At 66.9% G+C, this 14,683-nt stretch carries 16 protein-coding genes and 2 tRNA genes; 10 read left to right on the top strand and 8 right to left on the bottom strand.

The window, feature by feature from the left end:
* Positions 1–495: 495 nt before the first annotated feature.
* Entirely contained in the window at positions 496–1,389 is an 894-nt protein-coding gene (locus EV646_RS24980; protein ID WP_158291012.1) for a methyltransferase domain-containing protein, read from the bottom strand.
* 48 nt (positions 1,390–1,437) lie between these two features.
* On the opposite strand from EV646_RS24980, the gene EV646_RS24985 reads away from it, so the two are divergent.
* Positions 1,438–2,382 carry an AraC family transcriptional regulator gene (locus EV646_RS24985; protein WP_132152620.1) on the top strand — a complete coding sequence of 315 codons (945 nt, stop codon included), beginning with the start codon at positions 1,438–1,440 and terminating at the stop codon, positions 2,380–2,382.
* A gap of 37 nt (positions 2,383–2,419) precedes the next feature.
* Positions 2,420–2,641 (top strand): hypothetical protein, encoded by a 222-nt coding sequence (locus EV646_RS24990; protein WP_132152622.1) that lies wholly within the window; start codon positions 2,420–2,422, stop codon positions 2,639–2,641.
* A gap of 70 nt (positions 2,642–2,711) precedes the next feature.
* Here the strand turns inward: EV646_RS24990 and EV646_RS24995 are convergent, their stop codons facing one another.
* A complete protein-coding gene (locus EV646_RS24995) occupies positions 2,712–3,446 on the bottom strand; it encodes a protein kinase family protein (protein ID WP_132152624.1) in 735 nt (244 codons plus the stop codon).
* A gap of 125 nt (positions 3,447–3,571) precedes the next feature.
* Here EV646_RS24995 and EV646_RS39485 point away from each other — a divergent pair, with 125 nt between their 5' ends.
* Positions 3,572–3,748 carry a hypothetical protein gene (locus tag EV646_RS39485; RefSeq protein WP_199237173.1) on the top strand — a complete coding sequence of 59 codons (177 nt, stop codon included), beginning with the start codon at positions 3,572–3,574 and terminating at the stop codon, positions 3,746–3,748.
* 670 nt (positions 3,749–4,418) lie between these two features.
* Here the strand turns inward: EV646_RS39485 and EV646_RS40700 are convergent.
* From EV646_RS40700 to EV646_RS25020, 4 genes are all read right to left on the bottom strand, one after another.
* Entirely contained in the window at positions 4,419–4,553 is a 135-nt protein-coding gene (locus EV646_RS40700) for a hypothetical protein (RefSeq protein WP_277875134.1), read from the bottom strand.
* A 640-nt stretch (positions 4,554–5,193) separates the two neighbouring features.
* Positions 5,194–5,559 carry a DsrE family protein gene (locus EV646_RS25010; protein WP_132152626.1) on the bottom strand — a complete coding sequence of 122 codons (366 nt, stop codon included), beginning with the start codon at positions 5,557–5,559 and terminating at the stop codon, positions 5,194–5,196.
* Between the two features lies 1 nt (position 5,560).
* Positions 5,561–6,214 (bottom strand): nuclear transport factor 2 family protein, encoded by a 654-nt coding sequence (locus EV646_RS25015; RefSeq protein ID WP_241996308.1) that lies wholly within the window; start codon positions 6,212–6,214, stop codon positions 5,561–5,563.
* Between the two features lie 5 nt (positions 6,215–6,219).
* Positions 6,220–6,471: a DUF4242 domain-containing protein gene (locus tag EV646_RS25020; protein ID WP_132152628.1), complete on the bottom strand. Its 252-nt coding sequence runs from the start codon at positions 6,469–6,471 to the stop codon at positions 6,220–6,222.
* Positions 6,472–6,594: 123 nt separating this feature from the next.
* Here EV646_RS25020 and EV646_RS25025 point away from each other — a divergent pair, with 123 nt between their 5' ends.
* Positions 6,595–8,325, top strand: a complete 1,731-nt coding sequence (locus EV646_RS25025; protein WP_241996309.1) for a BTAD domain-containing putative transcriptional regulator — start codon at positions 6,595–6,597, stop codon at positions 8,323–8,325.
* Positions 8,326–9,001: 676 nt separating this feature from the next.
* Here the strand turns inward: EV646_RS25025 and EV646_RS38950 are convergent.
* On the bottom strand, positions 9,002–9,142 hold the full coding sequence (locus EV646_RS38950; RefSeq protein ID WP_158291013.1) for a hypothetical protein: 141 nt from the start codon (positions 9,140–9,142) through the stop codon (positions 9,002–9,004).
* A 403-nt stretch (positions 9,143–9,545) separates the two neighbouring features.
* Here EV646_RS38950 and EV646_RS25030 point away from each other — a divergent pair, with 403 nt between their 5' ends.
* A complete protein-coding gene (locus tag EV646_RS25030; protein WP_132152632.1) occupies positions 9,546–9,776 on the top strand; it encodes a hypothetical protein in 231 nt (76 codons plus the stop codon).
* 35 nt (positions 9,777–9,811) lie between these two features.
* Here EV646_RS25030 and EV646_RS25035 read toward each other — a convergent pair.
* A tRNA-Gly gene (locus tag EV646_RS25035) sits at positions 9,812–9,885 on the bottom strand.
* 109 nt (positions 9,886–9,994) lie between these two features.
* Here EV646_RS25035 and EV646_RS25040 point away from each other — a divergent pair.
* From EV646_RS25040 to clpX, 5 genes are all read left to right on the top strand, one after another.
* Positions 9,995–10,067: transfer RNA gene (locus EV646_RS25040), tRNA-Pro, on the top strand.
* An 81-nt stretch (positions 10,068–10,148) separates the two neighbouring features.
* Positions 10,149–11,540, top strand: a complete 1,392-nt coding sequence (gene tig / locus EV646_RS25045) for a trigger factor (protein WP_132152634.1) — start codon at positions 10,149–10,151, stop codon at positions 11,538–11,540.
* Between the two features lie 287 nt (positions 11,541–11,827).
* Positions 11,828–12,451 (top strand): ClpP family protease, encoded by a 624-nt coding sequence (locus tag EV646_RS25050; RefSeq protein WP_132152636.1) that lies wholly within the window; start codon positions 11,828–11,830, stop codon positions 12,449–12,451.
* A gap of 37 nt (positions 12,452–12,488) precedes the next feature.
* The gene (locus EV646_RS25055; RefSeq protein ID WP_132152638.1) at positions 12,489–13,100 is read left to right on the top strand and encodes an ATP-dependent Clp protease proteolytic subunit; all 612 of its coding nucleotides are present in this window, start codon (positions 12,489–12,491) and stop codon (positions 13,098–13,100) included.
* A gap of 234 nt (positions 13,101–13,334) precedes the next feature.
* The gene (gene clpX / locus EV646_RS25060) at positions 13,335–14,630 is read left to right on the top strand and encodes an ATP-dependent Clp protease ATP-binding subunit ClpX (RefSeq protein ID WP_132152640.1); all 1,296 of its coding nucleotides are present in this window, start codon (positions 13,335–13,337) and stop codon (positions 14,628–14,630) included.
* Positions 14,631–14,683 lie beyond the last annotated feature (53 nt).

Below are 14,683 nucleotides of genomic sequence, written 5' to 3' on the forward strand. Positions count from 1 at the left end.
TCCCGAGTTGAGTGCGACGGATTCGTGTGACATAGGCACCGCGGACGCGCCATCGCCTGACTCCTTGTCCTGCCCTGTGACACCCTCATCTGGCCGCCCTTCACCTGTTCTAGGAACACTACGTTCCGGATCCGACAACCCTGCCAGGAGATTCGGTGGGCCTCCGCATGCGCGCACTGTCATCGGAAGTTCCGTGCTTCACGGACAGCGGCATGTGCGGACGTTCCGACGGTGCTATCGCCAGACGGTGCCGTCCTCGTCCGTGAGGTCCTCGAGCGAGACCAGCGACTCTCCACTGGCCGAACAATCCCTCACGATGGGCGCCCACCAGCTTCGGCCCAGGCTCGAAGTTCAATGGGGGCGCCGCAGACCTGAGAGACCACGGGCTGACGGTACAAAAGCTCCTGCTCCTCGACACCGGCGCTCGATCCGCGGCAGAGTCGGACGCCGCGCTCCGACGGCGGCAGAGTCGCAGCCGTGCCGTGAGAGGGAGGTCTATCCTTTGCGCCGCCTCGCCGTCGTGAGGACGGTGTTCCCATCGAACACCAACTCCGCGCTCCTGACGAAGGACTGCCATCCGGCCACGACGTCGTGTTCCAGTGCGGCCAGCTTCGCGTCGTCGAGCGGCGCGATCGCGGCGACCAGGGGGGTGCTGTGGACGTACTGCCAGAGAAACTCTGCCGGCGCGGGCAGGGTAACCGTCAACACTTTCGACCGGACGTCAATGTCGTCGAACCCGGCGTCGGTCGCCAGCGTCTGAAGCTGCTCCGGGTCGTACAGCGAGAACACCGCGCGCATGAAGCCCGCCACTTCGGGCGACACGTGCCGCGCGAGCGCCTGCTCGAGGACCGCGAACAGCGGCGGAGTCGGGCCGACCGTTGCGATGGCGACACGCCCGCCGGGTGCGAGGACGCGGTGCATCTCGCGAAGAGCCGATTGCTTGTCTTCGACGAATTGCAGGCCGAGTGAACTGACGACGACGTCGAAGGCGCCATCGGGCAGCGGCAGCGCTGCCGCGTCCCCCTCGTGCCAGTCGATCTCGGCTGTGTTCGCGCGCGCGATCTCCAGCATGCCGGGGCTGAGGTCGAGGCCAGCTACCGATCCGCTCGGCCCGACCTGTTCGGCGGCGCGGCGAGCCACGACCCCGGTGCCGCATGCGATGTCGAGTACCCGCTCACCGACGCGCAGATCGGCCGCGTCGAGCAGCGCGCTGGCCCAGGCGGTTCCGATCGTTGGGACGAAGAACCGCTCGTAGTTCTCGACGGGGTTGCCGCTGTGCTGCTTCCACAATCCCGTAGTCGTGCTGGTCATCTCGATACACCTCCAGATAGCGTCTTCTTCCGGCTGGTGACACCATTGATCGTGGTGGCGAGGCCCGCCGCCAGCCATGACGGTTAAGCCGAAAGACCTGATGAAGACGCCGAGGTTGGTCGGGCGATGACCGAGGGCGCAAGCGCTCCCGTCGAGCCGCTGAACGACGCGCTCGAGCGCATCCGCCTCGAGGGCGCCATCTTCATGCGCTGCGAGTTCACCGAACGCTGGGCGCTGTCCGACCTGGGTGGCCCGATGTTCGCCGCGATGATGCATCCTGGCGCCGAGCGCCTGGTCCTGTTCCACGTCGTGGCATCGGGCCGCTGCTGGGTTTCGACCCCCGACGGCGAGCGCACCTGGGCCAACACCGGCGAAGTGATCGTGCTCCCGTACGGCGACAAATTCCTTGTCGGTGGCCAAGACCCGGTCGAGCCCGCGTCGGTCATGACCGTCGTCCCCCCGCCGCCGTGGCACGAGATGCCGACGCTCCGCCACGGCGAGGGCGGCTCCCGGACGGACATCGTGTGCGGGTGCCTGTACTCCGAGGACCCACTGTTCGACCCTGACTTGAAGGCATTCCCTCCCGCGTTCGTCGTACCTGCTACGGACGGCCCTGCGCGATCGTGGTTCGACGCCAGCATCGCCTACGCCCTCGAGCAAGCTCCCGGTGGCGGGGGGATTCGACGGACGAAGCTGCCCGAGATGCTGATCATCGAGGTGCTGCGCCTCTACCTGTCAACCGCGCCCGGGGCTGACCGGGGCTGGCTCGCGGCCGTGCGTGACCCGGTACTCGCCCCCGCGATGAAGGCTATCCACGGGCACCCTGGACGCAGGTGGACCGTCGAGGACCTCGCCAGGGAAACGGCGGTCTCGCGGTCATCGCTCGACGCTCGCTTCCGCGAGGTCCTTGGCCTATCGCCGATCCGCTACGTCAACGAGTGGCGCATGCGCGTCGCTCAGGACCTGCTCGCCACCACCGAAATGACGGTCGCCGCGATCGCGAGGCGCATCGAGTACGAGTCCGAGGAAGCGTTCAGCCACCCGGATGCTCGCGCGCTGTCATCGGCATGACCGCGCTTACTCTCGGCGGCATGTCAGGATGTTTCGGGTGACGGAGAACCGATTCGTGATTGGTCCGCGGTCGTTCGACGGCTCGTTCCGACTCTTGCGCATGCCGGACGGTCTGGCACTGAGTGCTCGATCGTGGGATGACGTGTGGGCTGCATGCCCCGAGTTCAACGTCCCGTGGCGTGCCATCGGCTTCAGTGACTTGGTCGTTCGTCAGCAGGTGCTCGACGTGTGGGGCGATCACCCCGACATGCCGTCATGAGCGTCAACGCTCGGATCGCGGCTACTTGTGCGCACTCGACCGCCAATAGCCCCACTCCTCGATCGCGTTCTCAAACCGCTCGAACTTCGGCGAGCCGCTTGACTGCGTGCTCGTCGTCCCAGCAGACGGCGGCTTCCCATGCGGCCGACGCTTGCGCTGCGATGTCGTGCGCGCGATCGTCGAGGCCGGCGGCGTTGTCGGGCAGCACGAGGTCGAGGTCGGGGACGTCGACGTGCGACTCGTCCCAGTCGATGAGCGCGACCTGGTTCGCGGTCATGCGGACGTTGCCAGGGTTGTTGGGGTTGCCGTGGACAACGCATGTCTGACGTCCGGTGAGCCGCGCCCACGCTGCTCGGCATCGCGCAACGCTCTCAGGGGGCATCGCGCCGAGGTCGATCTTCGTCCCAGTCGCGGCGTGCAGAAGGTCGGTCGACGATCGCCAGCCGGGGCGCTGCGGCCAGCCCTGCGTCAACCGATGCAGCTCCCGGAGCGTGCCAGCCACGCGACGCCAGTCGGCCTGCGTCTCGGGCGGTCCGCCATCCAGGTAGGTCATCACCACCAGACCGTCGGCGAACAGCCGGCCGTCGGTGGTCGGGATCGGCACCGGCACGGTCAGACCTTCACGGTCGAGGTATTGCAGGAGCTCGGTTTCCCACGCGAGATCAGCGTCGCTCCTGGCACCGAGACGACCGACCGCGAGGTGCCCGTTGATGCGCACGCTCCACACGTCGTTGGCGACTCCGCCAGCGAGCGGTTCGATGCGAGCGACGTCTTCACCCCACTGCCCGAGTGCCTCCCACCCCATGGCGAGATCTTACGGCTTCCGAACTCACTGTTCTTGGCATGAGCGACCAGACAGCGGCATGACCGGATGCTCAAATGTTCGACGTGGAGCCTGGCAGCCGGTCTCGTGGCCGGTATGTTCGAGGTATGACCGAATCAGCCGATGAGGGCCGGATCGCACGGCGCGCGGAACTGCTCCCGGAGGAACGAGCTGTCGGCAGTGCTGACCCTGAGCAGCAGGCTCGGGTGATCCTCGAAGACTCGGACGAACGAACGGAGCACCCCGAGGAGACCAGGCACGAGTCCACTCAGACCCCCGACTAGGCCGTCCGGCGCCCACCGGCGTCGACCATCAGGGCATAGGACTGCAGTGTGCGCGCTGTCAGCGGACGCCCAGACTGACTAACACCGTCGTACTGGAAAGCGGGTGGGTGACATGACCGGAAGGGCAGGCGCCACGGTTGACCGTCGTACGTCCCGGTGAGGGGGCGCGCGGGCAGCCTGGGCGGGATCGGCGTCGTGTTCAAGCTCTGGGGCGAGGACACGAACGGAGCGGCCCACGAGTCGCTGTCGCGCCTAGAGATGTAGACGCCCGTCTGCGGGCCGTTCGCCGTGTCCCACTCGACCGCCACGCGGTGAGCGGCGTTCTCGCTACGCAGCCCGACCCATCGCGGGCGTGTCTCGGGCGCATCTGGCCCAGGCGGATGAGGCAGATGCCGGCAACCGCGGCGCCACCGACCAGCTGCGGCCGGAACGGGTGGGGAAGCACGCGGGCTATCACCTCAGGGTCCACCCGGTAATTCACCAGTAGCCGACGCTCGATCAGACCGTGGATCCCAGGAAGCAGCACGTTGTCTCCGATCGGTGGTCTCCGTTGTCCCCACGGAATACCGACCGCCTGAGGAGAACCGGGCTGACAGCAGACTCTCGCACTCGCGCGGCCAGCAGCATGACCGGACCTGCGCTGACGGCCCACGCGGAACCGATGTAACGTTCAGCGTTGCTTGTCCGGCGGCACGATCTGAGTCTTGCTCTTGGCCTCTGACTTCGCGTGCTTCTCGGCGCGTTTCTCCTTGAGAGACTTGCCCGCCTTCTTGGACATGTGTTGCCGAGGCGATTTGTCGGCCATGACTGCTCCTTGAGCGGAAGCCTGGCTGGCTTCCTGAATCCACGGTACGCCGGGATTGGCGCGTCCGCTCATCGGCATGACCGGTTGACTGCTCGGTGGCATGGTCGGACGCCCGGTCTACCGGTGGGATCTGGTTCCCAATAGACGGTGACTGACCACCACGGGCCGTTCTCAGTGATCTCTGAACTCACTGTCAGATCCAGGATGTCCCTGGGGTCCATCCGCTCGTCCTCGATGAGCTCCGCCGCCCGACGGAGCAGCAAGGGGAGGTTTGTCTCCTCGGGCCCGCGCGGGTCCGCAAGTGAGACGTGCCTACATCGCGGTTCGGAGCTGGTCCCCATTTGCTCATTGTCGTGGGGGCTGGCCGAGCCTCCGCGAAGGCGCGCCCGGAGGCGACACGCGCTCAGCGGCACGAGCGCCATTCACTATCAGCGGCAGATGCGTGCATTCCTGCTGCTGATGGCCAGGCTGGCGCGGCGAGGTGCGACCGCGCACCGCGAACGCCATGACCACGACAGACCACACCAGCCACCGGACCCAGCCGGGGCTGGACTAGCACGCGCCCCGGCTGCTCGCCGCGAGCACTGTGACCGACCGGGCGAGGCTTGTGGTGACGAGCGGTCTCGTGCGGCGACCCGTGTCAGGCGAACGCCACCGTCTTCGCCCCGGCCACGACTTCCTCGACGACCTTGGCGGCGCCCACGATGGTGGAACCCTTCTCGAGTTGGTCCTCAGTGATCCCCCGGGGCTTGGCGCATGCGCCGCACAGCCAGACCTGGCCGCCGTTGTCGATGAACTCGGCGTACAGGTGACCGAGCACCGGCAGACCTGGCTGGGCGACTCCGTCGGTTCCGCCCTTGGTCCCTAGCCACACGGCCTCGATCGTGCACAGCACGATCGCGTCCTGACCCGCTGCCGCGGCGATGTTCGCGGCGACGAACGGCAGCGTGGCGCGCTCGGGTTCTTCCTTGCCATAGGTGCAGTTGAAGATCAGCTTCTCGCTCATCTCATCGTCCCCTTTCCACACTCACCAGAAGACGTCCGTCGCCGGGCGCCTCGATCGAACGGATGACGTGACCCATCAGACGGGCCAGGGAAGGCAGATCCTCTTTCGCCGCCGGATCGCGGGTGCTCACCACGAGCACGTGGCCGATCGGGATGTGCTGGATCTGTCGGCGGAACTCTCCGGCGAGACCGTCGGCGCACCCGCGGTCTCCCGCGTCGTACTGGTGGACGCGATCCGGCTCATCCACGGCGATCGGGCGGAACCCCGAGCACAGAAGGTCGATCGCCCCTACGCGACCGTCGGCATTCACGTCGAGCATCAGGTGCTGCTCGATCAGCTGCCAGCCGTTCGCATTGTGCAGTCGGAGGCGGTAGGTCACAGCAGCGCGGCCTTCGACCTCGTCAGCACTCGAGGCCTCCACCTGGAACGGGTCGGCCTCGGCGAACCAGCTCCTGAACCAGCCGATGGTTGCGTCCGCGCCCTCATCTGTCATGAGTCCGCCCGGGACGAGCATCCTGAACCGGACGTCTTGGGCCAGCACCGACCGCGCTGCGGTGAACTCCCGCTCGGCCAGGGCATCCAGGAAAGCCGCCGCGACGTCGCGCGGTCCCTTCGACGATGCGCCCGTAGACCCCGGGGCCTGGATGGTCAGCACCGCCCTCACCCCTGCACGACTGGATAGATCTCGTCGGCGACCAGCCCGTGCGCCTCCCGGTGAACCGCATGCGCGGCGTCCGCGGTCGGCGCCTCGACCAGGCAGAAGACCTTCCCGCCCTCTTCGTCCACCCAGTAGTGCAGGTACCGCACGCCGTACCGCTCCTGAATCTGGAGGTCCGACTCGTGGGCTCCCTCGAGATCGGCCACGGTGGTGCCGTCCGGCAGGTTGTTGTGCACATCCATGTACAGCGACATCTGTCCTCAACTCCCTTCGTTCTCGAATCCCCTTCTTTCCGCTGACGCTAGGAAGCGCGCCGTTCCGTGACCGTTCCGCAGTGGTCACTGGCCGGAGTCGGGGCCCGCCCGTACGATCCAGTAGTGAAGGAAGTGGCGATCCAACTCCTCGGCCGGTTCTCGGTCGCAGTCGACGGCGCCCAGATATCCGGCGACGCCTGGCGAAGCCGGCGCGCGGCAGACGTGCTCAAGCTCCTCGCGCTCTCCCCTGACCGCCGCCTGCACCGGTCGCAGGTCATGGAAGCGCTCTGGCCCGAGAGCGATCCCCAGGCCTCGGGCACCAACCTCCGCAAGGCGCTGCACTTCGCCCGACACGCCACAGGAGACGAGCAAACCGTCGTGACCCAGAACGGGGTCCTGGTCCTGTGGCCCAACGCCCACGTCGACACTGACGTCGAGCGCTTCGAGACCGCAGCACGCCACGCGCTGGCTGCAGGTGACCCGTCGGCCTGCCGAGCGGCCGCGGACCTGTACCGCGGCGACCTCCTTCCCGACGACCGCTACGAGTCCTGGCTGGCCGAGCCACACCGCCGCCTGCGTCAGCGCTACCTGGACCTACTGCGCGCCGGCGCCCTATGGGAGCGGCTGTCCGACGAAGACCCCACCGACGAGCAGGCAGCGCGCGCGCTCATGCGCGCTCATCTCGACGCCGGCGAACGCAGAGAGGCGATCCGGCGCTTCGAACGGCTCCGCGAGGCACTCCACGACCAGCTTGGCGTCGGGCCGGACCGCGCGACGATCGCCCTCTACGAAGACGTTCTCGCCGTCGAAGGTGCACCCAAGCCCACCCAGGCCGAACGTGCACACGCCCTGCTCGCCTGGGCCTTGGTGCACATGAACCGCAACGACATCAACGAGGCAGAGCGCGCCGCGGAGGAGGCGCGCGCCATCGCCCTCGACTCCGGATTGGGCCGGGAGCTCGGAGAAGCCGCGGTCATCCTCGCCAAGGTCGCCATGGCGCAGGGCCGGTGGCGCGAACGATTCGCCGAAGAGCTCGGCGAGTCCATGCGGATGCGAGCCAACATGGAACCCATCGTCTACGACGCCCACCTATGCCTCGCCGAGTACTACCTTGCAGGCCCCGACGGCTACGACATTGCTGCCGACTTCGCGCGCCAGATGATGGGGATTGCCGAGGAGGCCGGGTCCGCGACCGGCGCCGCCCTCGCCAAACTCATGCTCGGCGAGGCCGAACTGCTTGCCGGCCACCTCATCGAGGCCGAGAAGAACCTGAAGCAGGCGGCGGAGGCAAACGACCGCAAAGGTTGCCTTTCTGGATCCGCCTTGGCACGGCAGAGGCTCGCAGAAGCGGCGCTCATCAGCGGCCGGAAGTTCGACGCCAACCGACTGCTCAACCGAGCGCGTTCACTCGCCGTCCGTTCCGAACTCGCCACCCACTTGTTGGTGCGTGTATTCGGCACCATGATCCAGGCAGCCGCCGATCCGAAGAGGGCCCTCACCGTTCTCGGCGTCGCCGAGCGAGAGCTGGGCCAGATGCGTTCGTGCGAGCCCTGCTCGATGGGCTACCTGACCAGTGCCGCAACCGCCTGCGCACGAGCCGGCGAACTGGACCGAGCACGCTCGTTCATCACCGAAGCCGAACGAATCGCGGGCATGTGGCAAGGCGGCCTCTGGAACGGCGCCGTGTGGGAAGCTCGCGGCATCCTCCGCCAGGCTGAGGGCGCGGACGAACAGTCGCGTGCCATGTTCCGCGAAGCAGCGCAGGAATACACGCGCGCAGGCAACCAATTCGATGCCGCCCGGTGTCTTGAGGCCGCCGCCGGCCTGCACAACCAAAGCGTCTCTGCCGAATAGCTACTCGGGCTCCTCGAGGGAGACAATGCCGAACGCACAACGAGACCACGCGCAAAACGCTGAGTGGCACATCCGGCGGGGGTCCCTCGCGACAACACTCGAACCACCCCTCCCCGCGACCCACGTCGGCATGCCCATCAAGGTCCAACGAGAACGAGGAGCGACTCTCCTGCGCTGACGTCTAGAGCAAGCGGTCCGACACACCATCCGGTGAACCAGAGCAAAGACGGGCTGCCCGAGCGGCTGACTAGCTGCGGGTGACATCTTCTGGGCGAAATACTCTCGGGGGATCCGCTCGCCGTGCGTACTCTCAAGGAGAGCCTTCGCCCCCGCAGTCTCGTGAAGCCACCAAGGGCTCGAAGCGGCTCTGGCGCGTCGGCAGGGTCTGGGGCCTCTCGGTCAGAACCGGGGCTGACTTGCGTTCGCGCCAGTCGGTCGCTGGGCGCTGGAACAGCGCGCCGGATGCGTAGTCGGCTAGGTCGAGCGTCCGGACGTGCTTGAAGCCGCGCTCCTCGTAGTACCGGTGGAGGCCGATGTTGTCGGTCCAGACATCGATGCGGACCCACCGGTTGCCGAGCTGGCCGGCGCGGTCTGTCGCCCAGTTGACGATGTCAGTGCCGAGTCCGGAGTAGTTGCGCCATGACCGGTAGGTCCTCGATGGTCGCCTGCTCGACGATCACGACGCGGCTCCGTTCTTGCCGGTGTACGCCGACAGCTCGCCGAGCTCGTAGACGACTCGGTTGCGGTCACCGGCGAAGATCGTCAGCGTGAGTCGCAGCGGTCGGGCGTCGCTGTACGTCGTACGTACGTAGACCAAGACCGGAGTCCAAGCTTCCGGACCTCATCGGGGCGGGGCATCCGAGTGGTCAGCTCGTCGACGTATCCGATCTCCTCGTGCCCCTTGGCGGCGATCGCGCGAATCACACCATCGGGCACGTCGTGGGGCGTAAGCAGGCCGCACTCCTGCGAGATGTCCATCGGGTAGTAGCTGTCCTGCAAGCTGAACGGCTGGCCGTCGATGTAGCGGGTGATGGCGCGCTGGTGTTCACGGGGGAGCGGGGTGGGACCCCGAAGCGGGGGAGCTGGCGAAGCACCGTCAAATGGACCAAGTGCGTGGCTGAGGCTGGCCTGCCCGCCGGGTCATCTTCCATGACCTGCGTCACACCGGTAACAACCTGGCCTCGAGGAGCGGAGCGTCGACCAAGGAGCTGATGTAGCGGATGGGGCACTCGATGATGCGGGCGGCGCTCGTCTACCAGCACGCCACCGAGGAGCGTGCTCGGGAGATCGCGGACCGGCTGAACGAGCTAGTTGAACGCGAAACGGAGGCGGCGATGCAGGAGGGCACCCCGGATGCCGGGGACGGGGGCACAGAGGTGCTGATCCCGCCCCCCAGGGCACGTGGAGGGCACGATGCCCGAGTCGGGTCGCAGCATGACGAAGGCCCCTAGCCTCAGATTCCCTGTGGCTGGGGGCCTTCTGTCGTTGGAGCGGGTGACGAGAATCGAACTCGCGTAGCCAGTTTGGAAGACTGGGGCTCTACCATTGAGCTACACCCGCGGGGTGCTCGGACATGATTCCACATCCGGTGGTCTGGACTCAAAACGGTATTGGCCAGGGGTGGTGGCGCGAGCATTGGGTTGCGTCGACTAGACTCGTGCGGTCACTGCGGGGCGTAGCGTAGTGGCTAGCGCGCCTGCTTTGGGAGCAGGAGACCGCAGGTTCGAGTCCTGTCGCCCCGACAAACCCCCTGCAGTACCCCTGCAGCGCGGGCTGTCCCCGTGCTGTGCAACAACGTCATCGATCCAAGGAGAACCGCCACCGTGAAGAGCACCGTCGAGTCCGTGAGCCCGACGAAGGTCCGGCTCATCGTCGAGGTGCCGTTCGAGGAACTCAAGCCGAGCCTCGACGCGGCGTACCAGAGCATCGCCAAGCAGATCACCGTGCCGGGGTTCCGCAAGGGCAAGGTTCCGCCGCAGGTGATCGACCAGCGGGTCGGTCGCGGCCCGGTGCTCGAAGAGGCGATCAACGACGCGCTGCCGAAGCTGTACTCGCGGGCGGTCCAGGACAACAAGGTCAAGGCGATCGGCCAGCCCGAGGTCGACGTGACCGAGTTCAACGACAAGGAGAGCCTGCAGTTCTCCGCCGAGGTCGAAGTGCGCCCGGAGATCGTGCTGCCCGACCTGGAGGGCCTGGAGGCCGAGGTCGAGGACATCAGCGTCTCCGACGACGAGGTGACCGAGCAGATCGAGGCGCTGCGGCAGCGGTTCGGCTCGCTGAACCCGGTCGAGCGGGCGGTCCAGGACAAGGACTTCATCACCATCGACCTGTCCGCCACCAAGGACGGCGAGAAGATCGAGGAGGCGCAGGCCACCGGCCTGTCCTACCAGGTCGGCAGCGGCCAGCTCCTGGACGGCCTGGACGAGGCCGTCACCGGGCTGAACGCCGGTGAGAGCAAGACCTTCGTGACCCAGCTGGTCGGTGGCTCGCTGAAGGGCGAGGACGTCGACGTCTCGGTGACCGTGACCGCGGTCAAGGAGCAGGAGCTGCCGGAGTTCGACGACGAGTTCGCGCAGACCGCGTCGGAGTTCGACACCGCCGACGAGCTGACCGCCGACGTCAAGGGCCGGCTGGAGCGCGGCAAGCGGCTGGAGCAGGCCGGCGAGGCGCGGGACGCCGTACTGGAGAAGATCCTGACGCTGGTCGACGTGCCGGTTCCGGAGGGTCTGCTGACCGACGAGCTGGCCGCGCGGAAGGAGAACCTGGAGCAGCAGCTCGGGTACTCCGGGATGACCTTCGAGCAGTTCCTGGAGAGCGAGGAGCAGACCCAGGACGAGTTCGACGAGGACCTGAAGAAGCGGTCCGAGGACGCGATCAAGGCGCAGTTCGTGCTCGACCTGGTGGCCGAGCAGCAGGAGCTGAGCGTGAACGACCAGGAGCTGACCGAGCACATCGTCCGGCACGCGCAGCGCTCCGGCGTCAGCCCGGACCAGTTCGCCCAGCACGCGGTCGAGCACAACCTGGTGCCGAGCCTGGTCTCCGAGGTCGTCCGCGGCAAGGCGCTCGCGCACCTGGTGGAGAACGCCAAGGTCACCGACGCCTCCGGCAACGTGGTCGAGCTGAAGAACCTGCAGCCGGACGGCACGTACGCCGACGCCGACGCGGACGCCACCCAGGCCGAGGAGACCCCGGCCGAAGAGCCCGCGAAGGCCTGACACAGCAACCAGCGGCCCGGATCCCAGCAGTGGGATCCGGGCCGCTGTGCTGTCTGGAAAACTGTTGAAAGAGATCTGAAAACGCTCCTCCCTAGCGTGACCGCCTGTGGAGGAACGTTCGATGAGGTCCAGACTGCTGCCCGTCCCCACGGTCGTCGCGGCGGGGTGGTAGGAAATTCGCTCAGAGCAGACGCCCGTACGGCGGAATCCGCCGCCGCGGTGCGCCGTGAGCGAACACCTGTGGCCCAGCCTTAGGTCTGTCGCCGCCGCCCAGTAATGTCGGCTTCGTGAACGAGACATTTGCAGCCAGCCCCACCGCCGCGGGCGGCAACGGATCCGGCGGACTCGACGACCACATCTACCAGCGCCTGCTGCAGAACCGGATCATCTTCCTGGGGTCCGAGGTTCGCGACGACAACGCGAACGCGATCTGCGCGCAGATGCTCCTCCTCAACGCCGAGGACCCCAACAAGGACATCTGGCTGTACATTAACTCGCCGGGTGGCTCGGTGGACTCCGGTATGGCGATCTACGACACCATGCAGTGGATCTCCAACGACGTCGCCACCGTCGGGATGGGCCTGGCCGCCTCGATGGGCCAGTTCCTGCTCTGCGCCGGCGCGAAGGACAAGCGGTTCGCGCTGCCGCACGCGCGGATCATGATGCACCAGCCGTCCGGCGGTATGGGCGGTACGGCGTCCGACATCAAGATCCAGGCCGAGCAGTCGCTGCACATCAAGGCGCAGCTGTTCAAGCTGATCGCCGAGCACACCAGCCAGCCGCTCGAGCAGGTCGAGAACGACGCCGACCGGGACCGCTGGTTCACGGCCGAGCAGGCGAAGGAGTACGGCTTCATCGACCACGTCGTCGCCAGCGCCGCGCAGCTCAGCAGCGGCAGCCCGAACTCCTGACCCGACCTCCCACAGCCAGTAAGACAAGGACGCAACCATGAATTACTTCATCCCGCAGTGGGAGGAGCGCACGTCGTACGGCATGCGCCGGATCGACCCCTACACCAAGCTGTTCGAGGACCGGATCATCTTCCTCGGCACGCCGATCACCGACGAGATCGCGAACGCGGTGATGGCGCAGCTGCTGTGCCTGCAGTCGATGGACTCCGACCGTGACATCAGCATCTACATCAACTCCCCGGGTGGTTCGTTCACGGCGCTGACCGCGATCTACGACACCGTCCGCTACATCAAGCCGGACGTCCAGACGGTGTGCCTGGGTCAGGCCGCGTCCGCGGCGGCGGTGCTGCTCGCGGCCGGTACGCCGGGCAAGCGGCTGGCGCTGCCGAACAGCCGGATCATCATCCACCAGCCGGCCACCGAGGGCACCTACGGTCAGTCCAGCGACATCGAGATCCAGGCGAACGAGATCCTCCGCCTGCGCGCGCTGCTGGAGAAGATGATCGCCGACGCCAGCGGCAAGTCGCTGGAAGAGGTCTCCCGCGACATCGAGCGGGACAAGTTCCTGACCGCCGACCAGGCCATCGAGTACGGCCTGATCGACGACGTCCTGCAGACCCTCAAGACCCCGGTCCCAGCCGGCGTCTGAGCGCCATAAGCGCTCTGGCAACCTCATGCCCTGGTTCGGCGGTGCTGTCAAGAGGCTGGCAGGGAAACACTGCGTTCGCCACCGGCGTAGACACAACGCGGCGGTGGGCGCGGCGTTTCGGCCTCCGGCGCGGTACCGTCGAATCGGAGTCGGGGTTGCCGTGCGGCGCCCGGCCCGAGCGGCCTACGCCCCCTTGGCCCACGGTTCGACTGCTCAGAGAAGGGATCTGTCCCGGTGGCACGCATAGGTGACGGCGGCGACCTGCTGAAATGCTCGTTCTGCGGTAAGAGCCAGAAGCAGGTCAAGAAGCTCATCGCCGGTCCCGGCGTCTACATCTGCGACGAATGCATCGATCTCTGCAACGAGATCATCGAGGAGGAGCTGAACGAGGGCTCCGAGGTCGGTCTCACCGAGCTGCCCAAGCCGCGGGAGATCTACGACTTCCTCAACGCGTACGTCGTCGGACAGGACGTGGCCAAGAAGGCGCTGGCGGTTGCGGTTTACAACCATTACAAGCGGGTCCGCGACGGCCAGGGCTCCTCGAGCGCCGGCCGGCACGCGAAGGACGAGGCCGTCGAGCTGGCCAAGTCCAACATCCTGCTGATCGGCCCGACCGGCTGCGGCAAGACCTACCTGGCCCAGACGCTGGCCCGGATGCTGAACGTCCCGTTCGCGATCGCCGACGCCACCGCGCTGACCGAGGCCGGGTACGTCGGTGAGGACGTCGAGAACATCCTGCTGAAGCTGATCCAGGCGGCCGACTACGACGTCAAGAAGGCCGAGACCGGGATCATCTACATCGACGAGGTCGACAAGATCGCCCGCAAGAGCGAGAACCCGTCGATCACCCGGGACGTCTCCGGCGAGGGTGTCCAGCAGGCGCTGCTGAAGATCCTGGAGGGTACGACGGCCTCCGTCCCACCGCAGGGCGGCCGCAAGCACCCGCACCAGGAGTTCATCCAGATCGACACCACCAACGTGCTGTTCATCGTCGGCGGCGCGTTCGCCGGCCTGGACCACATGGTCGAGCAGCGGGTCGGCAAGAAGACCCTCGGGTTCAACGCCTCGCGCGAGCCGGAGAAGCCGAAGGAAGCCGGCGGGTACGCCGACGTCATGCCGGAGGATCTGCTCAAGTTCGGCCTGATCCCCGAGTTCATCGGCCGGCTCCCGGTGATCACCACGGTGTCGCCGCTGGACCGCGAGGCGCTGATCAAGATCCTGTCCGAGCCGAAGAACGCGCTGGTGAAGCAGTACCGGCGGCTGTTCGAGATCGACAACGTCGAGCTGGAGTTCAGCGACGACGCGGTCGAGGCGATCGCGGACCAGGCGCTGCTGCGCGGCACCGGCGCCCGAGGGCTCCGGGCCATCATGGAGGAGGTCCTCCTCAACGTGATGTACGAGGTGCCGAGCCGCGAGGACGTCGCCAAGGTCGTCGTCACCGGCGAGGTCGTGCTGGAGAACGTGAACCCCACGCTGATCCCGCGCGACCAGATCGAGCGCAAGCGCGAGCGCCGCGAGAAGACTGCCTGACGAGAGTCTCCAAGAGGCCGGATCCCGCTGCGGATCCGGCCTCTTGCTGTGCC

The organism is Kribbella antiqua, assembly GCF_004345665.1.
Taxonomy (GTDB): domain Bacteria; phylum Actinomycetota; class Actinomycetes; order Propionibacteriales; family Kribbellaceae; genus Kribbella; species Kribbella antiqua.